Here is a 22,400-nt window from a genome sequence, read left to right as displayed (position 1 = left end):
TCCCATGTTTTCCTATGTCATCAAACGCCTGTTAGGCCTGATTCCCACGCTGCTGCTGGTGGCGGTGCTGGTGTTCCTGTTCGTGCACCTGTTGCCGGGCGACCCGGCGCGGCTGGCCGCCGGTCCTGAAGCCGACGAGAAGACGGTAGCGCTGGTGCGCGCCGACCTCGGCCTGGACAGACCCCTGCCGGAGCAGTTCGTCAATTTCTTCGTCAATGCGGCCAAGGGTGACTTCGGCCGTTCCATCCGCACCAAGCGTCCGGTAGCCGAGGAGATCGGCGCGCGCTTCTGGCCCACGCTGTGGCTGACCGTGGTGGCCATGATCTGGGCAGTGATCTTCGGCCTGGTCATCGGTATCTCCTCGGCGGTATGGCGCAACAAGTGGCCCGATCGCCTGGGCATGACGCTGGCGGTGTCGGGCATTTCCTTCCCGGCTTTCTCGCTGGGCATCCTGCTGATGCAGGTGTTCTCGGTCAAGCTGGGCTGGCTGCCCACCGTCGGTGACGATACCTGGCGCCACTACATCCTGCCCTCCATCACCCTGGGCGCGGCCGTGGCCGCCGTGATGGCGCGCTTTACCCGTTCCTCCTTCATCGAGATCCTGCAGGAAGACTTCGTGCGCACCGCGCGCGCCAAGGGCCTGGCCGAAACGGTGGTGGTCGTCAAGCATTGCCTGCGCAATGCGCTCATTCCGGTGGTCACGATGATGGGCCTGCAGTTCGGCTTCCTGCTGGGCGGCTCCATCCTGGTGGAGGTGGTGTTCAACTGGCCGGGCATGGGACGCCTGCTGGTGGACGCCGTCGAGATGCGTGACTACCCCGTCATCCAGGCCGAGATCCTGCTGTTCTCGCTGGAATTCATTTTCATCAACCTGGTGGTGGACGTGCTCTATGCCGTGATCAACCCCAGCATCCGTTTCAAGTGAGGGGAATCATGTCGCTCTCCAATGCTCCCGTTTCCGACACCGGCGCACCGCTGCCGCCACCCGACCCGGCCGCCGTGGCTGCCGCCTCCGGTCAGAAGATCCGCACCCCCTGGCGCGAATTCTGGCGCAAGTTCAAGAAGCAGCACCTGGCCGTCTATGCCGGCATCTTCATCCTGCTGCTGATCGCAGTGGCCATCATTGCGCCGCTGATCGTGCCTTTCGATCCGGAGAACTACTTCGACTACGACGCCCTGAATTCGCCCCCGACCTGGACCCACTGGTTCGGCGTGGATTCGCTGGGCCGCGACATCTTCAGCCGCATCCTGATGGGCGCGCGTATCTCGCTGGCCTCGGGCTTCTTCTCAGTGGCCATCGGCGCGGTGATCGGTACCGTCTTCGGCCTCCTGGCCGGTTACTACGAAGGCTGGTGGGACCGCATCACCATGCGTATCTGCGACGTGCTGTTCGCCTTCCCGGGCATCCTGCTGGCCATCGGCATCGTCGCCATCCTGGGCGGCGGCATGATCAACGTCATCATCTCGGTGTCGGTGTTCAGCATCCCGGCGTTTGCCCGCCTGGTGCGCGGCAATACGTTGCAGCTCAAGAACCTGACCTACATCGAGGCTACCCGCAGCATCGGTGCCTCGGATACGACCATCATGTGGAAGCACATCTTCCCCGGCACCATCTCGGCCATCGTGGTGTATTTCACGATGCGTATCGGCACCTCCATCATCACCGCCGCCGGCCTGTCCTTCCTCGGCCTGGGTGCGCAATCGCCCACCCCGGAATGGGGCCTGATGTTGAATGAAGCCCGCGCCGACATGGTGACCTCGCCGCACATCGCCATCGTGCCCAGCATCGCCATCTTCCTGACCGTGCTGGCCTTCAACCTGCTGGGCGACGGCTTGCGTGACGCGCTCGATCCCAAGATCGACCAGCGCTGATCACGAGTTGATCACGATGACCCCGCAGGTTCCACACATCGGCCGGCTCGCTGCCGGCCCGCGCAACAGCATCACCGACGTGGCCGGCGTGAGCGTGGGCCATTGCACCCTGGACGCCGGTCCGGTCCAGACCGGCGTGACCGTGGTCATGCCGCATGGCGGCAATCTCTTCACCCACAGGCTGCCGGCCGCGGCCGCCGTCATCAACGGCTTCGGCAAGAGTGCCGGGCTGGTGCAGCTGGAAGAACTGGGCCAGCTGGAGTCGCCCATCGCGCTCTCCAATACCTTTGCGGTGGGCACGCTGCTGACCGCCCAGGTCCGCCATACCCTGCGCGAGAATCCCGAATGTGGGCGCAGTCTCTCCACCGTCAATGCCCTGGTGCTGGAATGCAATGACGCCTATCTCAACGACCAGCAGGCGCTGGCCATCGAGGAGCAGCATTACCTGCAGGCGCTGCAGGCCCTGTCGCCGGAGGTGGCTCAGGGCGCGGTCGGCGCGGGGCGGGGCATGTCCAGCTTCGGCCTCAAGGGCGGCATCGGGACGGCTTCGCGCTGGGTGAGCATCGGTGCCGCTGGCAATGTCTTTACCGTGGGCGCGCTGGTGCTGTCCAATTTCGGTCGCCTGCCGGAGCTGGTCATCGATGGCGATGCGGTCGGTCGCCGGCTGGCCGACAGCGAAGCGCCCGACCACAGCCCGGAGAAGGGCTCCATCATCATGATCCTGGCCACCGATGCGCCGCTGGATGCACGTCAGCTGAAGCGCCTGGCCACCCGCGCCGGTGCAGGTCTGGCGCGGACCGGCTCGGTCTACGGCCATGGCAGCGGCGATATCGCGCTGGCCTTCTCGACCGCCCAGCAGATCGAGGCCAGTGCCGAAGGCGTGCAGGTGACGCTCTTGGCCGATCACCTGCTCGACCCCCTGTTCCATGCCGCCGCCGACAGCGTGGAGCAAGCCATACTCCACGCGCTCTTTGCCGCCGAGACGGTGCACGGGCGCGATGGCCATGTGCGTGTCAGCCTGCGCGAGCGGCTGGCGGCGCTGGCCTGAGATTTACCGAACGACTGACTGCAGCGAGATTTTCATGACGACCAAGCGCGCCAATATCCTGGTTTCCGTTGACATCGAAGGCGTGGCCGGGGTGTTCCATCCCGAGCAGACCCGTGCCGGCAACGGCGAATACGAACGCGCCCGGCGCTGGATGACCGAGGAAGCCAATGCCGTCATCCGTGGTGCACTGGCCGCTGGCGCCACCGCCATCAAGGTCAACGATTCGCACGGAGGCTTCCGCAACCTGTTGCCCGACCTCTTGCATGCGCAGGCGCGCATGGTGCTGGGCAAGCCGCGTGTACTGGGCATGATGGGCGGCGTGGACCACGATATCGATGCGGTCATGCTGGTGGGTTACCACTCGCGCGCGCAGGGGCGCGGCATCCTGGCGCATACCACCAACAGCTTCGCCTTCGCCCGCGTCTGGCTGGGCGGACAGGAGATGGGCGAGGCCGGCCTCTATGGCGCACTGGCGGCCGAGCATGGCGTGCCGGTGATCTTCGGCAGCGGTGACGATGCCTTCATCGAGGAAAACCAGCCGCTGTTCCCCCATGCCGTCTTTGCCGAAACCAAGAAGGCCTATGGCGCCAACAGCGGCGACACGCTCACGCCGCAAGCATCCTGCGTCTTGCTGGAAGAGCGCGCCCGCCAGGCGGTAGCCAGCCTGGTGGCACAAGCGGCATCGATGCCGGTGCTGCCCCTGCGCGGACCGCTGCGCTGCCGCCTGCAGACCCAGACGGTGGCGCTGGCCGACCTGTTCAGCCAGCTGCCCATCCTGGAACGCACCGATAATGTCACCGTGGAATTCGATGCCCCCACGGCGGAATATGCGGTGCGGGTCTTGAACAGCCTTTCGGCCATGTCCGCGATGTTGCGCTAGGCTCTCATTTGGTGGTTTGTTGACTCTCATTTGAGAAACTTCTAAGATGAGAGAATGAAACCTGCCAAATGAGAGGCTGAGCATGGCAACCCGATCCGCGGCCGTCCGCACATCCGCATCCGCTAAGAGCGCGCAGGGCCTGGGCACCAGGCCGCATGATTTCGAGCGTTTCGCCAGCATGGACCCGGTCAGCCAGGGCCGCACCATCCGTGATGGCATGGATGCCATCATTGCCGAGCGCGTTGCCAAGGAACTGTTGCAGGTTCCCCTGCAGACGCTGCTGGCCGGACTGGGCCTGCCCAGTTCGACCATTCTGCGCAAGATTTCACGCAAGGAACGTCTCTCTGGGTCCGAATCGGACCGCATCGCACGCGTGCTCTACATTCACGAACAGGCGGCCGATGTCTTCGAGGATGAAGCACTGGCGGCTCAGTGGATGCGTCGACCCAATGCGACCCTGGGCGGCATGACACCGCTGGAAGTGCTCGATACCCAACCCGGTTATGACCGGGTCCGCGATATCCTCAGCCGTATCGCCTTCGGGGTGGCGGCTTGACGTCTACCCGGGTCTACCGGCTCGCCAAGGAAAAACCGGGTCATTACGCGGCCGATGACCTGTCCGGCAATGGCGCGGCCCTGAGCGGCGGCCGTTGGAATCCACGCGGCATGCGTGTGCTCTACACCTGCTGCGCTGCCTCCACGGCACTGCTGGAGTCGCTGGTCCACATGGCCGGGCTGATGCCTCGCGCCAACTTCTACCTGATCGTGCTGGAGTTGCCGCAGGCCGAGCTGCGCAAGGCCTACATTCCGGAGATGCCGGCGGACTGGTCTGACATCACCCGCGACCCGGTCAGCACCGCCGCCATCGGCAAACATTGGATCGAGCAAGGCAAGCAGCTGGCGATGAAGGTGCCATCGGTGGTCAGCCCGACTGATTTCAACCTGCTGCTCAATCCCCTGCATCCGCAGATGGCCAGTGTCCGGGTAGTGGAAAAGCGGCTCTTCCAGTTTGACGCCCGCTTATTCGGCTGAGGCGTCCGACCTGGTTCCTCACGTCTTTACTTCGCCTTGCTCTCGATGAGCTTGACCAGCGCATGCAGGGTCAGGTTGACCGGCGTGGCGATGCCCAGCGCCTGACCGCGACGCACGATGAAGCCGTTCAGGTGGTCGATCTCGCTGGGTTTGCCGCGTGCCACGTCCTGGGCGGTGGAGGAGAATTGCGTGGGCATGGTCTCGATGATCTTGCGGATCGCCACGTCCACGTCGCCGGCCAGCGTGACGCCTTCGGCATCGGCAACTGCGCGGCATTCGGCCACCAGGTTGCGGATCACCTCCGGCACGCCCACCCCTTCCACCAGCTTGCCATAGGGCAGTTGTGCCACCGCCGAGAGGGCGTTGTAGGCACAGTTGATGATGAGCTTCAACCACAGCGCGCCGCGCACATTGTCGGAAATCTCGGTGGGTACGCCGGCCGCGACCAGGGCATCGGCGGCTTCACGGCTGCGGGCCGAGGGTTCGATCACCAGCTCGCCGCGTCCGTGATGTTTGACGTGGCCGGGGCCGGCCATCTCGGTGGCGACGTAGACCACGGCGGCCGATACCGGCTGCGCAATCACGGTGCGCAGGCGATCGGCATTGTCGGTACCGTTCTGCAGGCTTAATACCAGGGTATCGGCTCCCAGGTGCGGGCGCAGTTGCGCACCGGCGATCTCGGTATCGGGGGACTTGACGCAGAACAGCACCAGGTCGGCGCCAGCGGCAATGGCCGGATCGGTGCTGGCCTTGACGGGAATGGTCTCATCGAAGGTCTTGGCTTGCAGTCGCAGCCCGGTGGTGTTGAAGGCCTCGACATGCTGGGGACGGCCGATCAGTGCCACCTCGTGTCCCGCGCGTGCCAGCATGCCGGCAAAATAACATCCCACGGCGCCCGCGCCCATGACTGCGACTTTCATGCTTGTCTCCCTGACTGGATCAAAGCGAAAAGACTAACACAGCACGGCAGTGCTTTCAGCGCGCGGTCAGCACTGGTCAGTGCCAGTCAGTACGGATCAGAACGAGCGCCGCACCCGTACCGAGACATAGGCCGGCGGCTTGGTGGTGGCCGTGGCGCGGGCGCTATGCAGGCGATGCAGGGTGATCTGGTTGACCTCGGCGTGGCTGCCGTCGATGTGCTCGTCCATCAGCCGCTGGGCCGCGTCGCTGTCACCGGCGGCGATGTGGTCGAGGATGGCGGCATGTTCCTCGTAGGTCGAGTGCAGGCAGTCGCCATAGAGGAAGTCCAGCCGCCGCACGATGCGGATGCGGTCGGTGAGACGATCGAAGGTATCGGCCATCTCCTGGTTGCCGGCGGCACGCACCAGGGTCTGGTGGAAGACCTCGTCCAGCAGCGCGGCCTTGGGGCCGTCCAGCTCGCGCTCTTCAACCGGCACGCACCAGGTGGCGCGCAGGCCGGCCAGCACCGACAGGTCACCGGCCTGTGCGCACAGGCGGCGCACGGCATGGGTTTCGATGAGCCGGCGCATTTCGTAGAGATCGGAAAAACGCTTGAAATCGATCGGCACCACTTCCCAGCCGCCGCGTACATAGCCCTGCATCAGGCCATCGCCCTGCAGGCGTTGCAGGGCTTGCCGCACCGGCGTGCGCGAGACCTTGAAGTGGGCCGCGATCTCGGTCTCGGTGATCTGGTCGCCGGGCAGCAGCCGCATGTCGAAGATGTCCTGGCGCAGTTTTGCATAGACGTATTCGGGCAGCGAGCCGGTGCGCGCGAGGCTTTCCGTAGTGTCGGCGCCGTCGGCATCGACGGACGGGGACGCGGAGGGCGGGGCAGCGATGCTCTTCACGATGGATGCATCCTCACCAGGCCGCCACGCAACCGTCGGTGCGCGGTTCGGTACCGCCGCAGAGCACGCCTTCGTCGTTGCGCCAGATGATCTGGCCACGGCCGAAGCCCAGCTGGTTGCCCGACCACGATACTTCATGGCCCAGGCCGGCCAGGCCACGGAAGAGGTGTTCGGCGGTGCTGTGTTCGATGGCGACCTTGTTGCCCTTTTCCCATTCCCAGCGCGGCGCATCCAGGGAGGCTTGCGGATTGAGGCCGAAGTCCACCGTATTCATCACCATCTGGACGTGGCCCTGCGGTTGCATGAAGCCGCCCATCACGCCGAAGGGGCCGACGGCCTGGCCGTTGCGGGTCATGAAGCCGGGGATGATGGTGTGGTAGGGGCGCTTGCCCGGCGCCAGCACATTGGGATGGCCGGCTTCCAGCGTGAAGTTGTTGCCACGGTTGTGCAGGGCGATGCCGGTACCCGGGACCACCAGGCCGGAGCCGAAGCCCATGTAGTTGCTCTGGATGAAGGACACCATATTGCCCTCGGCATCGGCCGTGCACAGGTAGACCGTGCCGCCGCGCGAGGGGTCACCGGCCACCGGCAGCGTGGCGCGCTTGCCGATGAGCTTGCGCCGTTCGTCGGCGTAGGCATCCGACAGCAACTGCTCCACCGTCACCTTCATGTGGGCCGGGTCGGCGATGTGGGCCAGGCCGTCGGCATAGGCCAGCTTGATGGCTTCGATCTGGCGGTGGTAGGTGGCCAGCGTATCGCGCTCGGAAAAGTCATAGGCCTTCAACAGGTTCAGCGCCATCAGGGCGACCATGCCATGGCCATTGGGCGGGATCTCCCAGACGTCGTAGCCGCGATAGTTCACGCCGATGGGATCGACCCACTCAGGCTGGAAGGCGGCCAGATCCGAGGTCTGCATGTAGCCACCGGCCTGGCCAATGAAGGCGGCGATCTGCTCGGCCAGCGCGCCGCGATAGAAGCTCTCGGCATTGTCGGCGGCAATGGCTGCCAGCGTGGCGGCATGACCTGCGGAGCGCCACAGCTGGCCGGCCCGGGGCGCCTGGCCATCGATGCTGAAGGTGTCGAACCAGGACTGGAAGTGGGCGTCCTTGAATTCGCGCCTGAAGTTCTGGTGCGCCACCTGCCAGGCATGCGCCACCATGGGTGAGACCGGGAATCCCTCTTGCGCCAGCGTGATGGCGCCCGACATCGAGTCGGTCAGCGCCAGCTTGCCGAAGCGCTTGGCCATGGCGGCCCAGGCACTGGGCGTGCCGGGCACGGTCACCGGCAGGGCGCCATACTTGGGGACGTCCTTGAGGCCGGCGCCGGTGAGCTTCTCGGCCGAGATCGACTGTGGCGCCGGGCCGCTGGCGTTCAGGCCATGCAGCTTGCCACCGTGCCAGACCAGGGCGAAGGCATCGCCACCGATGCCGTTGGCGGTGGGTTCCACCACCGTCAGCGCGGCGGCGGCGGCGATGGCGGCGTCGATGGCATTGCCACCCCGTTGCAATACTTCCAGGCCCGCTTGCGCGGCCAGCGGTTGCGAGGTGGCGACCATGCCGCGACGGGCATAGACGGCGCTGCGGCGCGACAGGTAGGGGTAGTGGTTGCTGCTGAAGTCGGGGAAGGCGGGCATGGCGGTCTCTCGTTCTGGGTTCGGGGGCGTATTCTAGCGGCTTGGTTTAGCGGTACAGGTGGCAGGCCACGGTATGGGTGGCGCTGAGCTTGACCGGGGCAGGGGCCTGGGTCTTGCAGATCTCCATGCAGGAGGCGCAGCGTGGATGGAAGTGGCAACCCGGCGGTGGTGCGGCCGGGTTGGGGATGCTCCCCTGCAGCACGATGCGCTGGCGTTGTTGGCGCGGATGCTCGCGCGGAATGGCCGACAGCAGTGCCTGCGTGTAGGGATGGCGCGGCTGGGCGTAGATGTCTTCGCGCGCGCCCAGCTCCACCATGCGGCCCAGGTACATCACGCCGATGGTATCGCTCACATGGCGGATCACGGCCAGGTCGTGCGAGACAAAGAGATAGGTCAGGCCCAGTTCCTGTTGCAGCGTGCGCAGCAGGTTCAGGATCTGCGCCTGGATCGACACGTCCAGCGCCGAGACGGCTTCGTCGGCCACCACCAGCTTGGGACGGGTGATGATGGCGCGGGCGATACCCACGCGCTGGCGCTGGCCGCCCGAGAATTCGTGCGGGTGGCGCGCGGCGTAGGCCGGGTTCAGGCCGACCATGTCGAGCGCCTCGGCCACCTTGCGCTTGCGGGTAGCGCGGTCGTGCAGACGGTGCACGATCAGCGGCTCTTCCAGGACCTCGCCGATGGTCATGCGCGGATTGAGCGAGGCATACGGATCCTGGAACACCATCTGCATGTGGCGACGCATGGCGCGCAGCTGGCCTTCCGGCAGCAGGGTCAGTTCCTGGCCCATGAAGCGCACGCTGCCGGCGCTGGGTTCGATCAGGCGCAGGATGCTGCGTCCGGTGGTGGACTTGCCGCAGCCGGATTCGCCAACCAGGCCCAGGGTCTGGCCTTCATCGATGCGGAAAGACACATCGTCGACCGCCTTGACGGTGGTGGTGGCGGTGGCGAAGTGCTTCTTGAGGCCGGCAACTTCGAGCAGGGGAGGGTTCATCGTCATCGCAACAGGGCCTTTCAATGCGGATACCAGCAGCGCACCAGGTGGCCGTCGCCCAGGTCTTCCAGGGTCGGCATTTCTTGCTGGCAGATGTCCTGGGCACGGGCGCAGCGCGCGGCAAAGCGGCAGCCGCTGCGCACCGTGCCGGGCGGCGGCACGCTGCCGGGAATGGCCGTCAGCGGCGCGCCGGGTGTGGCGTCCAGCGCCGGGCGGGCGCGCATCAGGGCGTGCGTGTAGGGATGGGCGGGGCGGTCGAAGAGGTCCTCCACGCTGCTCTGTTCCACCACCTGGCCGGCATACATGACCACCACGCGCTCGCACATCTCGGCCACTACGCCCAGGTCGTGGGTGATCATCAGGATCGAGGTCTGCTGCTCGCGCTTGAGCTCGCGCATCAGGTCCAGGATCTGCGCCTGGATGGTGACGTCCAGCGCCGTGGTCGGTTCGTCGCAGACCAGCAGCTTGGGCTGGCACAGCAGGGCCATGGCGATCATGACGCGCTGGCGCATGCCGCCCGAGAGGCTGTGCGGGTATTCGTCGACCAGTTGCGCGGCGCGTGCCAGGCCGACCCGCTCCAGCATGGCCAGCACGCGGGCATCGATGTCGCTACGGTTGAGGCTGGTGTGGATGCGCAGCATCTCGGCCAGTTGCTCGCCGATGCGGTGCAGCGGGTTCAGCGAGGTCATGGGCTCCTGGAAGATCATGGCGATCTCCTTGCCTCGGATGGCGCGCAAGCCGGCGTCGTCGGCCTGCAGCAGGTTGCGCCCCTCGAAGCGGATCGCGCCCGACAGGTGCGCCTGGTTGGCCAGGGGGAACAGGCGCAGGATGCTCAGGGCGGTGACGCTCTTGCCGCAACCGGACTCACCCAGCAGGCCCACGGTTTCATCCTGGCCCAGCGAGAACGAGACGCCATCGACCGGCGCGACGCGGCGACCGTGGCTGAGAAATTCGACTTTCAGGTTTTCGATATCCAGCATGGGCTGTTCCTTGTCCGCTTGATCAGCGGCTCAGTTTGGGATCGAAGACTTCACGGATGCCATCGCCCAACAGGTTGAAGCCCAGCACCACCAGGAAGATCGCCACCCCCGGCCACAGCGCCAGCATCGGTGTGGTGTTCAGGTAGCCCTGGGCGATGTGCAGCATGGAGCCCCAGCTCGGGTCTTCGGGTTTGGCGCCCAGGCCCAGGTAGGACAGGCCGGCTTCGGCGATGATGGCGGTGCCCATGGCGAAGGTGGCCTGGATCACCAGCGGCGCCAGCGAATTGGGCAATACGTAGCGCCACATGATGCGCAGATGGCCGGCACCGATGGAGCGCGCCGCCATCACGTAGTCGAGGTTGCGGATGGTCATGGCCTGGCCGCGCGCCAGCCGCACGAAGGATGAGGTAAAGCCGATGCCCACCGCCACCATGGCATTGTAGAAACCGCCGCCCAGGGCGGCCGCCAGTGCCAGCGCCAGGATTAGTGAGGGAAAGGCCTGCAGGGCATCGACCACGCGCATGACGATGGCATCGACCGCACCCCGGTAGTAACCGCTGACGATGCCGATGGGCACGCCCAGGGTAAAGGCCAGCCCCACCGAGATCAGCGCCGCCTGCAGCGAGATGCGCGAGCCGTAGAGCATGCGGGTATAGATGTCGCGGCCGAGGTCGTCGGTGCCCAGCCAGTGTTCGGCGCTGGGGCCGGCCAGCAGGTTGCCGTAGTCCTGGTCGAAGATGGGATCGTAGTGGGCCAGCCAGGGCGCGGCCAGGGCCAGCAGGACCAGCAGCGCGATGATGAGCGCGCCGATGGTCGCCAGCCGGTTGCCGCAGAAGCGGCGCAGCGTGCGCCAGCGCGGGGCGGCGGGCAGGGCTTGGTGGGTAGTCGGGTTCATGGCGGAGTGGGCGTGAACAAGAGTGTCAGGGCGTCAGCGGGCAATGCGCGGGTCGATCACGCTGTAGAGCAGGTCCACGCACAGGTTGACGATCACCACCATGATGGTGGCGGCCAGCACGCCGGCCTGCACGGTGACGTAGTCGCGCTGGAAGATGGCATCCACGATCATCTTGCCCATGCCGGGGATGCCGAAGATGCTCTCGGTGATCACCAGTCCGCCCAGCATGCCCGAGACCATCAGGCCGCTGGCCGTGACCACCGGGATCAGGGCATTGCGCAGCGCATGGCCCAGCACCACCTGCCAGTCACGCAAGCCCTTTGAGAAGGCGGTGCGGATGTAGTCTTCGTTCAAGACTTCCAGCAGGCTGCTGCGCACCATGCGCATGAGGATGGCCGATTCGCGCAGGCCGGTCACGACCATGGGCATGATCATGGCGATCAGGTTGGCCTGCCAGTCCTGCGACAGCGGCACGAAGCCGGAGGCGGGCAGCCAGCCCAGCTTCACGGCGAAGAGGATGATGAACATCATGCCCAGCCAGAAGTGCGGCACCGACATGCCGAACAGTGCGATGAGGGTGCCGACGGCATTGGCCCAGCCACGCGGACGCGCCGCCGACAGGATGCCGGCCGGCACCGCGATCACCAGCGCCACCAGGAAGCTGCCGGCGGCCAGTTCGATGGTCACCGGCAGGCGCTGCCACAAGGCCTCGGCCACCGGCGTGTTGTCGATGAAGGAGCGGCCCAGGTCTCCATGCAGCACGGCCCACAGCCAGTGGCCGTACTGCACCAGCAGCGGATCATCCAGGCCCAGCTTCAGGCGCAGGGCGGCTGCGGCCTCGGGCGTGGATTCCATGCCGAGGATGGCGGCCACCGGGTCGCCCGGCAATACCGCCAGCAGGGAAAACACCACCATGCTGACCAGGATCAGCGTGGGGATGGACAGCAGCAGGCGCTGGAGCAGCCGGGAGGGCTTGGGCAGTCTGGACAGCTTGAACATGGCGGGGCTCAGGCTGCGCTTACTTGGACACGGTGGCCGTGCGGATCACGCCATCGGGCACGTACTCGAAGCCCTTGACCGACTTGGCGATGCCGAAGAGCACGTTGTCATGCACGGTGTAGATGTAGGGGACTTCCTTGACCAGGATCGCCATGACCTGGTCGTAGAGGGCTTTGCGCTTGGCCTGGTCACCTTCCACCCGGGCCTGTTGCAGCAGGTCGTCGACATCCTTGGCGCCGAAGTGTGAGTAGTTCAGCGAGCCATTGGTGGTGACGAAGTCATAGATGTTCTGGTCCGGATCGGGACGGCCGCTCCAGCCCACGAAGAGGCCTTCGAAATTGCCTGTCTTGCCGGCCTCGATCTGGGTCGCCAGTTCGGTCTTCTCCAGCGTCACGGTGATGCCGGCCGGGCGCAGCATGCCCTGGATCATCTGGCCCACCTGCAGCTCGTCAGGCGTGGTCGGCAGGGTCAGCTTGAAGCTGAAGCCGCCTTCCTTGCCGGCGGCCTTGAGCAATGCCTTGGCGCGCGCCAGGTCCACCTTGGGAGGCACATCGCTGGGGCCATTGGCGAACTGGGCCTTGGAGAAGGCCGAGTGACCGGGCGCGACCGCATTGTTGTAGACCACCTTGGCGATGGCATTGCGGTCGATCAGGATGTCCACGGCCTCGCGTACTTCCTTCTTGTCGAAGGGCGGCTTGCCGGTGTTCATGTAGAAACCGCGGAAGCCCAGCGAGGGCTTGTTGAGCACCGTGTAATTGGCGTTGGCGGCGATGTGGGTGATTTCCTTGTAGGGGAAGCGATTGGTGATATCGACCTGGCCGCTGCGCAGGTTGTTGAAGGCCACATTGACGTCCGGCATGATCTTGTAGACCACTTCATCGACCTTGGGCAGGCCGGCGCGCCAGTAGTTGGGGTTCTTCTCCAGCGTGATGGTGGCGCCCTTGAGACGGCCCTTGTAGAGGAAGGGACCGGTGCCGACCGGATGGTTGACGTAGTCATCGCCGTACTTCTTGACGGCCGCCGGCGAGGACATCATGCCGGCGCGGTCGGTGAGGATGGACATGAAGGGCGCGAAGGGCGTGGACAGGTCCAGCTTGACGGTGTAGTCGTCGACCACGGTGATCTTGCTGATGTACTTGAGCTCGTTACGACGCAGCGAGGTCTTTTCCTGGCCGCGCAGCAGGTTGAATTCCACCGCCTTGGCATCGAAGGGCGTGCCATCCTGGAACTTGATGCCCTTACGCAAAAAGAGCGTGTAGGTCTTCTGGTCATCCGAGACAGTCCAGCGCTCGGCCAGCATGGGGATGATCTTGCCTTCGCCATCCAGGTCCACCAGCTTGTCGAAGATGCTCTGGTAGACGATGCGCTCGTTGAGCATGGAGGACTGGGTCGGATCCAGCTTGCCGGGATCGGCATCCAGCGAGATGTTGAGCGTGGCTGCCATGACCGGGAGACTGCAGGTGGCCAGGGCGGACAGGGTGGCAAAGGACAGGACGGACAACAGCTCGGAGGGGAGGCGCTTGCTCATTCGGGTTTCCTTTCGGGGGATACAGGAAGGACAGATCGCAACCAGCTTCTTGCCACGCTGGACTTATCGGCATCGGGCAGGATAAGCCAGCTTTTTCGTGAGGGCAAGGACGGATACGTCGATGTATACATCAAAGAAGACATGCAGGAAGCGTGCCACGCCAAGGGGCGGGAGTGAGGCTCCCGTTGGCCGGGAAAGCGCTGCAGCATGGCCGCAGGATGCACTTCGCTCGTGCCGTCGGCGGGGCGGCGATGGTGCAGCGGTATCGAGATGGTGCGTGGTGATGGCAATGAGTCGATGGTAGGTGAGGGCGGCTGTGGCGCCACAATCAGGATTTTTTAATTAAATAGCTTGCTATTTAATTTTGGCCTCGCTAAACTGCGACGCATGACTTCGAAAACAGACAAGCGCAAGGCGGCCCCGCTACTGGATGCCCAGTTGTGCTTCGCGCTGTATTCGACGTCGCTGTCGATGAGCAAGCTCTATCGCAAGCTCTTGCGCAACATGGGCATCACCTATTCGCAATATCTGGTGCTGATGGTGTTGTGGGAGCAGGACCAGTTGACGGTCTCCGATATCGGCGAGCGCCTGGTCCTGGATTCGGCTACCCTGACGCCGCTGCTCAAGCGTATGGAAGCGCAGGGCCTGGTGACCCGGGAACGCGCCGCCAGCGACGAGCGCCAGGTGGTGATCTCGCTGACCGCACAGGGTAGTGCCCTGCGTGAACAGGCGGTGGAGCTGCCGCGCGAGGTGCTCAGGGCAACCGAGTCGAGCGCGGCCGAACTGACCGCGATGAAGGAAGAATTGATGGCACTGCGCGCGCGCCTGCACAAGAATACGGGCGAGTGAGTGTGGTGGCAGGGACGCAGGGCCTGATCCGCGTCCGGTTTTTTGGTTTAATAAGTAGCGCGCTATTTAATAGTTCGTGTAATATTAATTAAGTAGTGCGCTAATTAATTGTCAGGTGCTTCGGCTTGTCGTATCCCGTCAGGGTTTGCGGCGCAGTTATACCGAGAGCCAATAGCGCCATATAAGTAGTTTGCTATTTAATAGGATTTTAGTTTTTGATGTTTGTTACGTAGTCCCCTCGTTGCAGTACCCAGGTTCATCCCCCCATTTTCTAAAGGAAGACAATCATGAAATCGTTCAAGCAACTCGCCGCCGTCGCCGCCATCGGCCTGGTATTTGGTAACGCCTACGCTGCCGGTGACGCCGGCGTGGAACCGACCACCCAGGCTTTCCTGCAGGCTCTGGAAGCCGGCGGTGGCAAGCCCCTTGAGCAGCTCTCGCCCCAGGACGCCCGCGCCGTGCTGGTGGGCGCACAGGCTGGCGTGAAGCTGGAACTGCCCCGTGCCGATGTCTCCGAAAAGACCATCACCGCCGACGGCCAGCAGATCAAGCTGACCATCGTGCGCCCGGCCGGCGTGAAGAAGACCCTGCCGGCCTTCATGTTCTTCCACGGCGGCGGCTGGGTGCTGGGTGACTATCCGACCCACGAGCGCCTGGTGCGTGACCTGGTGGCCAATTCGGGCGCGGTGGCCGTGTTCGTGAACTACACGCCGTCGCCGGAAGCCGGTTATGGCGTGGCGATCAACCAGGCCTATGCCGCCACCAAGTGGGTGGCCGAGCACGGCAGCGAGATCAAGGTCGATGGCAAGCGCCTGGCGGTGGCCGGCAACAGCGTGGGTGGCAACATGGCTGCGGTCGTGGCGCTGATGGCCAAGGACCGCGGCGGCCCGGCGCTGCGCTCGGAAGTCCTGCTGTGGCCGGTGACGGCGGCCAACTTCGAGACTGGCTCCTACAAGCAGTTCGCCAACGGCTACTTCCTGACCACCAACATGATGAAGTGGTTCTGGGACAGCTACACCACCGATGCGGCCAAGCGCCAGGAAATCACCGCCTCGCCCTTGAACGCTACCCCGGCCCAGCTGGCCGGCCTGCCGCCGACCCTGATCCAGACCGCCGAGAAGGACGTGCTGCGTGACGAAGGCGAGGAATACGGCCGCAAGCTGCAAGCCGCCGGCGTGGCCGTGACCAGCGTGCGCTACAACGGCATGATCCACGACTTCGGCCTGCTCAACGTGCTGGCCAAGGTGCCGGCGGTGCAGACCGCGATGCGCCAGGCGGGTGAAGAGCTGAAGTTCCGCTTGAAGTAAGCGGTTCGCCCAGGGCATCAAGGACCAGGCCCCCGGACGATCATCTCGTCCGGGGGCCTGGTCTTTTTTCTTGCCCGTCAGTGGCGGGGCGGACGGGGCGTCATGCCAATACGCGCGTGAGCCAGGCGCCGATATCGACCACTTCCTCGCCGCAGACCGAGTGCTGCATCGGGTAGTCATGCCACTGGATCTGGTAGCCCAGTTGCTTGAGCAGCTCGCGCGACTTGACGGCGCGGTCCAGCACCACCACCGGATCCAGCGTGCCGTGGGCCATGAAGATGGGGGTGTCCTGGTTGGCGCTGTGGCGCTCGGCTTCGATGGTGCCGGCCAGCGGCAGGTAGCCGGACAGGCACATCAGGCCGGCCAGGCGCTCAGGATGGCGCAGGCCGGTCTGCAGGGTCATCGCGCAGCCTTGCGAGAAGCCGGCCAGCACGATGCGGCTGGCGGGGATGCCGCGTGCCTTTTCATTGGCAATCAGCGCTTCGATGGCGGCCTGCGAGGCACGCAGGCCGGGTTCGTCCTCGCGGCGGACCAGGTCGGGGGCGAAGATGTCGTACCAGGCGCGCATCACATAGCCGCCATTGATGGTCACCGGCATGGTCGGTGCGGTCGGGAAGATGAAGCGGATGGGCGGGCAGCCCGACAAATCCAGTTCGCGCACGATGGGTACGAAATCCGAGCCATCGGCGCCCAGGCCGTGCATCCAGATGACGGCGGCGGTGGGGTTGGGGGCGGTGTCGATCTGTATCGTTTCCAGTTGGGCGGCCATGTGCTTGCTGATCCTGTAGGTCGGGGTGGGTGATGATGATGAAGTGTCACTGCAACGGCGCATGGAGGCGAACGCGATTTGTGTCTGACGCCCTGGCGGCGCACAATACGCCTTCGCCCGCGATGCGCTCACATGCATAGGGCAGTAATCATACGATGAACGCCGCAGAAAAGCTGCGACGTCGAGAAGGGAACCGCACGATGTTTTCCAAGCGATTGATGCGCACCGCTGGCGCCGCCTTCCTGGCCTTGGCGCTGGCCATGCCGGGCCAGGCCGGCGCCGAGGTCACGGGCCGGATCTTCCAGCCCGCTGGCGAGAACCTGATGATCTCGTCGCCGGCCGGCTGGCGGCTGGCCTTCATGAACGGCGATCCGGCCGGGGAATACGTGGTCGATTTCCTGCCGGCCAACGAGGCGCACGATTCCTGGCGCGAGGGCTATATGGGCGTGCAGCGGCGCGCCTTTCCCGCTGCCAGCCTGGTCAACAACATCCAGGCCCGCAACCTCACCGTGGCCCAGGTGGCCTTGAGCGAGGTACTGCAGGGGGCGCAGCGCAATTGTCCGGGACGCTTCACGGCGATGGGGCAGAAGGTCACGATGACCAACAACATTCCCACGGCCATCAGTGGCGGCTTCTGCGGGCGCGTGGGACCGTCGGCGCCCTATGGCGAGGGCACCGTGCTGGGCGTGTTCCAGGGCAAGCAATACCTGTTCGTGGTGCAGTTCAGCTGGCGCCCGTCGACCGAGAACGAGCTCAACCAGTTTGCCTATCGCATCACGCCGGCGCGGCTGCAGCAGTTCCTGGACCTGATGAATGCGGCCACCCTGTGCGGTGGTACTGATGAGGGAAAGTGCCCGCGCTAGCGCGGGCAGGGAAAGCCTGTCTTCGGCTTAGCTGGCAGCCGGCTTGATGGCCGACTTGGGGCGGAAAGCCTTGCAGACGGCCTCGACGGTCTCGATGTAGGGACCGCCGATCAAGTCGATGCAATACGGGATGGCGGCGAAGATGCCCGTCACCTTGACGCGGCCGTCCTCGTCCTTGAGGCCTTCCAGCGTTTCGCGGATGGACTTGGGCTGGCCTGGCAGGTTCAGTACCAAGGCGGCGTGATCGCTGGTTTCGCGGATCACCGCCACCTGGCGCGACAGGATCGCGGTGGGCACGAACTGCAGGCTGATTTGGCGCATCTGTTCGCCAAAGCCGGGCATTTCCTTGGTGCCGATGGCCAGCGTGGCCTCGGGCGTGACATCGCGACGCGAGGGGCCGGTGCCGCCGGTGGTCAGCACCAGGTCGCATCCGGTCACATCGACCAGCTCGACCAGGGTCTGCTCGATCTGGCTGCGTTCGTCGGGGATCAGGCGGGTCTCCACCTGGAAGGGCGTGGCCAGGGCCGCGCCCAGCCATTCCTGCAGGGCCGGGATGCCCTGGTCCTGATAGACCCCGCCGGAGGCGCGGTCCGAGATCGACACCAGTCCCACCAGCAGATGCTCGCGCTTAGCGGTCATCGTCCTCTTGCTCCTCGCCGTCAGCCTCGGCTGCTTCGCCCTTGGCCAGCGCGGCCTGGGTCTGCAATTGCTTGAGGATCTGGAAGATCTCGCGGTAGGCCTTGGGCGGCTTGTGCTCGGCCTGCTCCTTGCGGGCGTTGCGAATCAGCGTGCGCATGTGCTGAACGTCGACCTCGGGGTGGCGGTTCAGCAGTTCGGTCAGCGCCTGGTCATCGGCCAGCAGCTTTTCACGGCGGCGTTCCAGCGCGTGCATGGCGGCGGTTTCGGCCTTGGAGGCGCCGCGCCAGCTATCGATGGTGGTCTGGATGATGGCGATTTCATCCGGTTCCAGCGAGCGCATCTTCTTGCCGACGTACTGCATCTGGCGGCGACGGCCTTCGTGATCCTTGATCTGCTGGCATTCGAGGATGGCGTCGCGCACGTCCTCAGGCATGGGAACGCGCTTGACGCGGTCGCGGGGTTCGGCAACCAGCGCTTCGCCCAGCTTTTGCAGGGCATCCATCTCGCGCTTGAGTTGGGACTTGGAGGGGCGGTCGTATTCCTGTTCGAATTCGCTGGATTGGAATCCGACAGCACCGCGGTTGGCATTGGGCATATCGTGACTTCGAGAAATAAAGCTTAACGACTGCTATGATAACCGTTTTACCCGCATTTCAGAGAAAACAGGCTCATGAGCGATACCCCATTCACGCACAGTCAGGACCAGTTGAAGCAGTTGGCGCAGGATGTCCTGCGTTATGCCAAGGAGAAGGGCGCCTCGGATGCGGCCGTCGATATCAGCGAAGGCAGTGGCCTGTCCGTCGGGGTGAGACGCGGCCAGATCGAGACCATCGAGCAGAACAAGGACAAGGGCATCGGCGTGACGGTGTTCCTCGGAGAAGGCCGCCAGGTGCGGCGCGGCAATGCCAGCACCTCGGATTTCTCGCAGCAGGCCCTGAAGGAAACCGTGGAGGCGGCCTACAACATCGCCCGCTTCACCGCCATCGATGACTGCGCCGGCCTGCCCGACGCCGACATGCTGGAAATGGCGCCGCGCGACCTGAAACTGTTTTCGCCGTGGAATATTTCCGCCGGGGAAGCTGTGGCGCTGGCCCAACGCTGCGAACGTGCCGCGCTGGAGACCGATCCCCGCATCAGCAACAGCGAAGGCGCTGGCGTCTACGTGCAACACTCGCATTTCGTCTCGGCCAATTCGCGCGGCTTCATGGGCGGTTACCCGTTCTCGCGCCACACCATCTCGGTGGCGCCCATCGCCGGCAAGGGCGCCGGCATGCAGCGCGACGACTGGTATTCGTCCAAGCGCGATCCCAAGCAGCTGGCCAAGCCCGAAGCCATCGGCCGCTATGCCGCCGAGCGCGCGCTGGCGCGCCTGAATGCGCGCAAGCTGACCACCCGCAAGTGCCCGGTGCTGTTCGAGGCGCCACTGGCGGCGGGCTTGCTGGGCGCCTTCGTGCAGGCGGTGTCGGGCGGCGCGCTGTACCGCAAGTCGACCTTCCTGCTGGATTCGCTGGGCCAGCCGGTCTTCCCGGAGCACATCCAGATCACGGAAGACCCGCATGTGGTCGGCGGTGTCGGCTCGGCCCCCTTCGACGAGGAAGGCGTGCGTACCGTCCAGCGCGAAGTGGTCAGGGATGGCGTGGTGCAGGGCTACTTCCTGTCCACCTATTCGGCGCGCAAGCTGGGCATGCAGACCACCGGCAACTCCGGCGGTTCGCACAACCTGACGCTGCGTTCGGATCTCACCACCAAGGCCGATACCTTCAAGGGCATGCTGAAGAAGATGGGCACCGGCCTGCTGGTGACCGAGCTGATGGGGCAGGGCGTGAACTACGTCACCGGCGACTATTCGCGCGGCGCCTCGGGCTACTGGGTCGAGAATGGCGTGATCCAGTATCCGGTGGAAGAGATCACCATTGCGGGTAACATGAAGGACATGCTGCGCCAGATCGTCGCCATCGGCAACGATACCCTGATCCGCGGCACCAAGGAGACCGGCTCCATCCTGCTGGAAAGCATGACCATCGCCGGCGACTGAGCCAGGATCCGGTACCACCGGCGAGCTGCCGGCGGTGCCGCCTGGCTGATGCCGCCGGCCCGTTCGGGGGGCAAGCCATGGACGACATCCACATCCGGCGCGGCTACCTGCCTGGCGCCATCGGGCGCGTGGCAGAGTTGCACGCAGCCTACTACACCGAGAACTGGAGTTTCGGGGTCTACTCCGAGGCGCGCGTGGCCACCGAGATGTCGGCCTTCATGAGTCGCTACGACGATAGCCGGGACGGTTTCTGGACGGCCACCGTGCATGGCCGTGTCGAAGGGTCCCTGACGCTGGATGGCCAGCACGGCCGCGAGCAGGGGGCCGAACTGCGCTGGTTCATCGCTTCCGAAAAACTGCGCGGGCGCGGCGTCGGTGATGCCTTGCTGGGCGAGGCGCTGCGCTTTGCCGCCGAGCAGGATTTTCCCTCCGTCTTCCTGTGGAGCTTCGCCGGCCTGCAGGCGGCCAATGCCTTGTGCCAGCACCACGGTTTCGTGATGACCGAAGAACGCATCGGCTCGCATTGGGGGATCAAGCTCAACGAACAGCGCTTCGAGTTGCTGCTCTAGGCCGATGCGGACTTGTCCGGCAGCAATTGCCCGGCGTTGCTAGAATGAGGGTTTGGCGCTAGCGCTACTTTCCGGATCCTATCCCCCCGCAACATGGCCCTCCACACCGACGCCGCCCATTCCAGCGGCCAAGTCCTGCCGTTCCGCGAATCCCTGCTGGCCACCCTGGGCATCTGCTTCGTCATCATGCTGGTGGCCCTGGACCAGACCATCGTCGGTACCGCCTTGCCCACCATCGTGGCCGAACTCAAGGGTTTCGATCTCTATGCCTGGGTCGCCACCTCCTACCTGCTGACCTCGGTGATCACGGTGCCCATCTTCGGGCGACTGGGCGACTACTTCGGTCGCAAGCCTTTCGTGATCGCTTCCATCGTCGTCTTCGTCGGCGCCTCGGCCCTGTGCGGCATGGCCAACAGCATGCTGTTCCTGGTGCTGGCGCGTGGCTTGCAGGGCATCGGCGGGGGCATGCTGGTGGGGACCTGTTTCGCCTCCGTGGCCGACCTGTTCCCCGATCCGCGCGTGCGCCTGCGCTGGCAGATCATCCTCTCGGCGGCCTTCGGCATCGCTACCGCCGTGGGTCCCTCGCTGGGCGGCTTCCTGACCCAGGGGCTGGGCTGGCGCTGGGTGTTCTACTGCAATCTGCCCATCGGCGTGATTTCGCTGTTCTTCGTCTGGCGCTTCGTGCCGCATATCCGTCATATCCAGCATGCCGGCAAGATGCGCCTGGACTGGCCCGGTGCGCTGCTGATCTCGCTGGCCCTGGGCAGCCTGCAATTGCTGGTGGAGCTGCTGCCCAAGCGCGGCATCACCGGGGGCATGCTGGCCTTGCTGGTGGTGTCGGTGGTGGCCTTCTATGCCTTGTGGAAGTGGGAGCAGCGCGCTGCCCAGCCCATCCTGCCCTTCGAGATGATGCGCGACCGCGCACTGGCCAGCCTGTTCGCCTTGTCGGTGCTGGCCGGCTTTGCCATGTTCTCGATGCTGATGTATGCGCCGCTGCTGTTCCAGGGCGGCTTTGGCATGAGCCCGCGGGACGCCGGCCTCTTGATCACGCCGCTGGTGGCCTGTATTACCGTGGCCAGTATCGTCAATGGCCGCATCATCACCCGCATCCCCAATCCCAACCTGATGATGAGCGTGGGGTACGCGCTGGTGGCGGCGTCCTGCCTGGGCGTGGTGCTGTGCGACCGGGGCACCGGCAACGGCTTCATGCTGGCGGTGATGCTGGCCGGCGGCTTCGGCCTGGGCCTGATCCTGCCCAACCTGACGGTGTTTGCCCAGCAGGCCGCCAGCCGTGAGCACCTGGGGATCGCCACGGCGCTGTTGCAATCGCTGCGCATGATCGGCGGGATGCTAGGCACCGCCATCACCGGTACGCTGGTCAGCCAGATGTATGGCGCTGGCGTGCAGAAGGCGCTGGAGGGCGACCATGCCGCCCAGTGGCTCAAGGAATTCAGCGATCCCGAAGTGCTGGTCAACCACGACATCCAGTCGGTGCTGCTGGCCCGCCTGCTGCAGGCCGGTCACGATGGTTCGGCCTTGCTGGATGCGGCCCGCGATGCGCTGGTCGGCGCCATCCACATGGGTATCGCCATTGCCGTCGTGGCCTCGCTGGTGGGCTTGTGGATGGTGCGCCGGGTGCCGCCTATCCGCTTCGACCAGGATGCCAAGGTCGAGCCCGTCATGTCGGAATAAGCGATTGC

General features: G+C 65.0%; 23 protein-coding genes. 12 read left to right on the top strand and 11 right to left on the bottom strand.

What is annotated here, in order from left to right:
- Window positions 1-4 precede the first annotated feature (4 nt).
- The 6 genes from gsiC (at window position 5) to ACIPHN_RS16310 (ending at window position 4,832) form a co-directional block, all read left to right on the top strand.
- Window positions 5-925 (top strand): glutathione ABC transporter permease GsiC, encoded by a 921-nt coding sequence (gene gsiC, locus ACIPHN_RS16335; RefSeq protein ID WP_400437774.1) that lies wholly within the window; start codon window positions 5-7, stop codon window positions 923-925.
- An 8-nt stretch (window positions 926-933) separates the two neighbouring features.
- A complete protein-coding gene (gene gsiD, locus ACIPHN_RS16330) occupies window positions 934-1,872 on the top strand; it encodes a glutathione ABC transporter permease GsiD (protein WP_400437773.1) in 939 nt (312 codons plus the stop codon).
- Window positions 1,873-1,888: 16 nt separating this feature from the next.
- Window positions 1,889-2,920, top strand: a complete 1,032-nt coding sequence (locus ACIPHN_RS16325) for a P1 family peptidase (protein WP_400437772.1) — start codon at window positions 1,889-1,891, stop codon at window positions 2,918-2,920.
- Window positions 2,921-2,954: 34 nt separating this feature from the next.
- A complete protein-coding gene (locus ACIPHN_RS16320) occupies window positions 2,955-3,800 on the top strand; it encodes a M55 family metallopeptidase (RefSeq protein ID WP_400437771.1) in 846 nt (281 codons plus the stop codon).
- An 82-nt stretch (window positions 3,801-3,882) separates the two neighbouring features.
- Window positions 3,883-4,356 carry an antitoxin Xre/MbcA/ParS toxin-binding domain-containing protein gene (locus tag ACIPHN_RS16315; RefSeq protein WP_400437770.1) on the top strand — a complete coding sequence of 158 codons (474 nt, stop codon included), beginning with the start codon at window positions 3,883-3,885 and terminating at the stop codon, window positions 4,354-4,356.
- Window positions 4,353-4,832 (top strand): RES family NAD+ phosphorylase, encoded by a 480-nt coding sequence (locus ACIPHN_RS16310; protein ID WP_400437769.1) that lies wholly within the window; start codon window positions 4,353-4,355, stop codon window positions 4,830-4,832. The genes ACIPHN_RS16315 and ACIPHN_RS16310 overlap by 4 nt, the downstream gene beginning before the upstream one ends.
- A gap of 26 nt (window positions 4,833-4,858) precedes the next feature.
- On the opposite strand, the gene ACIPHN_RS16305 is transcribed toward ACIPHN_RS16310, so the two are convergent.
- The 8 genes from ACIPHN_RS16305 to ACIPHN_RS16270 all read right to left on the bottom strand — a co-directional run bounded on the left by ACIPHN_RS16305 (window position 4,859) and on the right by ACIPHN_RS16270 (window position 13,669).
- Complete coding sequence (locus tag ACIPHN_RS16305; RefSeq protein ID WP_400437768.1) at window positions 4,859-5,752, bottom strand: ketopantoate reductase family protein; 894 nt, start codon at window positions 5,750-5,752, stop codon at window positions 4,859-4,861.
- 96 nt (window positions 5,753-5,848) lie between these two features.
- Entirely contained in the window at window positions 5,849-6,640 is a 792-nt protein-coding gene (locus tag ACIPHN_RS16300) for a GntR family transcriptional regulator (protein ID WP_400437767.1), read from the bottom strand.
- Window positions 6,641-6,653: 13 nt separating this feature from the next.
- Window positions 6,654-8,273 carry a gamma-glutamyltransferase family protein gene (locus ACIPHN_RS16295; RefSeq protein ID WP_400437766.1) on the bottom strand — a complete coding sequence of 540 codons (1,620 nt, stop codon included), beginning with the start codon at window positions 8,271-8,273 and terminating at the stop codon, window positions 6,654-6,656.
- A 46-nt stretch (window positions 8,274-8,319) separates the two neighbouring features.
- Window positions 8,320-9,267 (bottom strand): ABC transporter ATP-binding protein, encoded by a 948-nt coding sequence (locus ACIPHN_RS16290; protein WP_400437765.1) that lies wholly within the window; start codon window positions 9,265-9,267, stop codon window positions 8,320-8,322.
- A gap of 20 nt (window positions 9,268-9,287) precedes the next feature.
- Window positions 9,288-10,247 (bottom strand): ABC transporter ATP-binding protein, encoded by a 960-nt coding sequence (locus ACIPHN_RS16285; protein WP_400437764.1) that lies wholly within the window; start codon window positions 10,245-10,247, stop codon window positions 9,288-9,290.
- 22 nt (window positions 10,248-10,269) lie between these two features.
- Window positions 10,270-11,142 carry an ABC transporter permease gene (locus tag ACIPHN_RS16280; protein WP_400437763.1) on the bottom strand — a complete coding sequence of 291 codons (873 nt, stop codon included), beginning with the start codon at window positions 11,140-11,142 and terminating at the stop codon, window positions 10,270-10,272.
- Window positions 11,143-11,175: 33 nt separating this feature from the next.
- Complete coding sequence (locus ACIPHN_RS16275; RefSeq protein ID WP_400437762.1) at window positions 11,176-12,141, bottom strand: ABC transporter permease; 966 nt, start codon at window positions 12,139-12,141, stop codon at window positions 11,176-11,178.
- A 19-nt stretch (window positions 12,142-12,160) separates the two neighbouring features.
- Window positions 12,161-13,669 carry an ABC transporter substrate-binding protein gene (locus ACIPHN_RS16270; RefSeq protein ID WP_400437761.1) on the bottom strand — a complete coding sequence of 503 codons (1,509 nt, stop codon included), beginning with the start codon at window positions 13,667-13,669 and terminating at the stop codon, window positions 12,161-12,163.
- Between the two features lie 387 nt (window positions 13,670-14,056).
- Between ACIPHN_RS16270 and ACIPHN_RS16265 the strand changes: the two genes are divergently transcribed.
- Both ACIPHN_RS16265 and ACIPHN_RS16260 read left to right on the top strand, forming a co-directional pair.
- Window positions 14,057-14,518, top strand: a complete 462-nt coding sequence (locus ACIPHN_RS16265; RefSeq protein WP_400437760.1) for a MarR family winged helix-turn-helix transcriptional regulator — start codon at window positions 14,057-14,059, stop codon at window positions 14,516-14,518.
- Window positions 14,519-14,805: 287 nt separating this feature from the next.
- Window positions 14,806-15,825: an alpha/beta hydrolase gene (locus ACIPHN_RS16260; protein ID WP_400437759.1), complete on the top strand. Its 1,020-nt coding sequence runs from the start codon at window positions 14,806-14,808 to the stop codon at window positions 15,823-15,825.
- Window positions 15,826-15,925: 100 nt separating this feature from the next.
- On the opposite strand, the gene ACIPHN_RS16255 is transcribed toward ACIPHN_RS16260, so the two are convergent.
- Window positions 15,926-16,594 (bottom strand): alpha/beta hydrolase, encoded by a 669-nt coding sequence (locus tag ACIPHN_RS16255; protein ID WP_400437758.1) that lies wholly within the window; start codon window positions 16,592-16,594, stop codon window positions 15,926-15,928.
- Between the two features lie 200 nt (window positions 16,595-16,794).
- Here ACIPHN_RS16255 and ACIPHN_RS16250 point away from each other — a divergent pair, with 200 nt between their 5' ends.
- Window positions 16,795-17,457, top strand: coding sequence for a hypothetical protein (locus ACIPHN_RS16250; RefSeq protein WP_400437757.1), 663 nt, complete (start codon window positions 16,795-16,797; stop codon window positions 17,455-17,457).
- Window positions 17,458-17,484: 27 nt separating this feature from the next.
- Here ACIPHN_RS16250 and mog read toward each other — a convergent pair whose 3' ends face one another.
- Together mog and yjgA are read right to left on the bottom strand one after the other, a co-directional pair.
- A complete protein-coding gene (mog, locus tag ACIPHN_RS16245) occupies window positions 17,485-18,096 on the bottom strand; it encodes a molybdopterin adenylyltransferase (protein ID WP_400437756.1) in 612 nt (203 codons plus the stop codon).
- The gene (gene yjgA, locus ACIPHN_RS16240; RefSeq protein ID WP_400437755.1) at window positions 18,086-18,691 is read right to left on the bottom strand and encodes a ribosome biogenesis factor YjgA; all 606 of its coding nucleotides are present in this window, start codon (window positions 18,689-18,691) and stop codon (window positions 18,086-18,088) included. The genes mog and yjgA overlap by 11 nt, the downstream gene beginning before the upstream one ends.
- A gap of 75 nt (window positions 18,692-18,766) precedes the next feature.
- Between yjgA and pmbA the strand changes: the two genes are divergently transcribed.
- The 3 genes from pmbA to ACIPHN_RS16225 all read left to right on the top strand — a co-directional run bounded on the left by pmbA (window position 18,767) and on the right by ACIPHN_RS16225 (window position 22,392).
- Window positions 18,767-20,131: a metalloprotease PmbA gene (gene pmbA, locus ACIPHN_RS16235; RefSeq protein WP_400437754.1), complete on the top strand. Its 1,365-nt coding sequence runs from the start codon at window positions 18,767-18,769 to the stop codon at window positions 20,129-20,131.
- 77 nt (window positions 20,132-20,208) lie between these two features.
- The gene (locus ACIPHN_RS16230; protein ID WP_400437753.1) at window positions 20,209-20,700 is read left to right on the top strand and encodes a GNAT family N-acetyltransferase; all 492 of its coding nucleotides are present in this window, start codon (window positions 20,209-20,211) and stop codon (window positions 20,698-20,700) included.
- Between the two features lie 93 nt (window positions 20,701-20,793).
- Window positions 20,794-22,392, top strand: a complete 1,599-nt coding sequence (locus tag ACIPHN_RS16225; RefSeq protein WP_400437752.1) for an MDR family MFS transporter — start codon at window positions 20,794-20,796, stop codon at window positions 22,390-22,392.
- The last annotated feature ends 8 nt before the right edge of the window (window positions 22,393-22,400 follow it).

It is taken from the genome of Herbaspirillum sp. NPDC087042 (assembly GCF_044745245.1).
Taxonomy (GTDB): Bacteria; Pseudomonadota; Gammaproteobacteria; order Burkholderiales; family Burkholderiaceae_D; genus Herbaspirillum.
Note: the sequence above shows the minus strand (reverse complement) of the source record. Positions and strands in the feature narration are given on the sequence as shown.

What these genes read in the sequence shown, in the direction of transcription:
- ACIPHN_RS16260 (WP_400437759.1), top strand. Translation starts at nt 14,806, where the DNA reads ATGAAATCGTTCAAGCAACTCGCCGCCGTCGCCGCCATCGGCCTGGTA.
- ACIPHN_RS16255 (WP_400437758.1), bottom strand. Translation starts at nt 16,594, where the DNA reads ATGGCCGCCCAACTGGAAACGATACAGATCGACACCGCCCCCAACCCC.
- ACIPHN_RS16325 (WP_400437772.1), top strand. Translation starts at nt 1,889, where the DNA reads ATGACCCCGCAGGTTCCACACATCGGCCGGCTCGCTGCCGGCCCGCGC.
- gsiD (WP_400437773.1), top strand. Translation starts at nt 934, where the DNA reads ATGTCGCTCTCCAATGCTCCCGTTTCCGACACCGGCGCACCGCTGCCG.
- ACIPHN_RS16295 (WP_400437766.1), bottom strand. Translation starts at nt 8,273, where the DNA reads ATGCCCGCCTTCCCCGACTTCAGCAGCAACCACTACCCCTACCTGTCG.
- pmbA (WP_400437754.1), top strand. Translation starts at nt 18,767, where the DNA reads ATGAGCGATACCCCATTCACGCACAGTCAGGACCAGTTGAAGCAGTTG.
- ACIPHN_RS16290 (WP_400437765.1), bottom strand. Translation starts at nt 9,267, where the DNA reads ATGAACCCTCCCCTGCTCGAAGTTGCCGGCCTCAAGAAGCACTTCGCC.
- ACIPHN_RS16225 (WP_400437752.1), top strand. Translation starts at nt 20,794, where the DNA reads ATGGCCCTCCACACCGACGCCGCCCATTCCAGCGGCCAAGTCCTGCCG.
- ACIPHN_RS16320 (WP_400437771.1), top strand. Translation starts at nt 2,955, where the DNA reads ATGACGACCAAGCGCGCCAATATCCTGGTTTCCGTTGACATCGAAGGC.
- yjgA (WP_400437755.1), bottom strand. Translation starts at nt 18,691, where the DNA reads ATGCCCAATGCCAACCGCGGTGCTGTCGGATTCCAATCCAGCGAATTC.
- ACIPHN_RS16275 (WP_400437762.1), bottom strand. Translation starts at nt 12,141, where the DNA reads ATGTTCAAGCTGTCCAGACTGCCCAAGCCCTCCCGGCTGCTCCAGCGC.
- ACIPHN_RS16250 (WP_400437757.1), top strand. Translation starts at nt 16,795, where the DNA reads ATGTTTTCCAAGCGATTGATGCGCACCGCTGGCGCCGCCTTCCTGGCC.
- ACIPHN_RS16305 (WP_400437768.1), bottom strand. Translation starts at nt 5,752, where the DNA reads ATGAAAGTCGCAGTCATGGGCGCGGGCGCCGTGGGATGTTATTTTGCC.
- ACIPHN_RS16315 (WP_400437770.1), top strand. Translation starts at nt 3,883, where the DNA reads ATGGCAACCCGATCCGCGGCCGTCCGCACATCCGCATCCGCTAAGAGC.
- ACIPHN_RS16230 (WP_400437753.1), top strand. Translation starts at nt 20,209, where the DNA reads ATGGACGACATCCACATCCGGCGCGGCTACCTGCCTGGCGCCATCGGG.
- ACIPHN_RS16280 (WP_400437763.1), bottom strand. Translation starts at nt 11,142, where the DNA reads ATGAACCCGACTACCCACCAAGCCCTGCCCGCCGCCCCGCGCTGGCGC.
- ACIPHN_RS16270 (WP_400437761.1), bottom strand. Translation starts at nt 13,669, where the DNA reads ATGAGCAAGCGCCTCCCCTCCGAGCTGTTGTCCGTCCTGTCCTTTGCC.
- mog (WP_400437756.1), bottom strand. Translation starts at nt 18,096, where the DNA reads ATGACCGCTAAGCGCGAGCATCTGCTGGTGGGACTGGTGTCGATCTCG.
- gsiC (WP_400437774.1), top strand. Translation starts at nt 5, where the DNA reads ATGTTTTCCTATGTCATCAAACGCCTGTTAGGCCTGATTCCCACGCTG.
- ACIPHN_RS16285 (WP_400437764.1), bottom strand. Translation starts at nt 10,247, where the DNA reads ATGCTGGATATCGAAAACCTGAAAGTCGAATTTCTCAGCCACGGTCGC.
- ACIPHN_RS16265 (WP_400437760.1), top strand. Translation starts at nt 14,057, where the DNA reads ATGACTTCGAAAACAGACAAGCGCAAGGCGGCCCCGCTACTGGATGCC.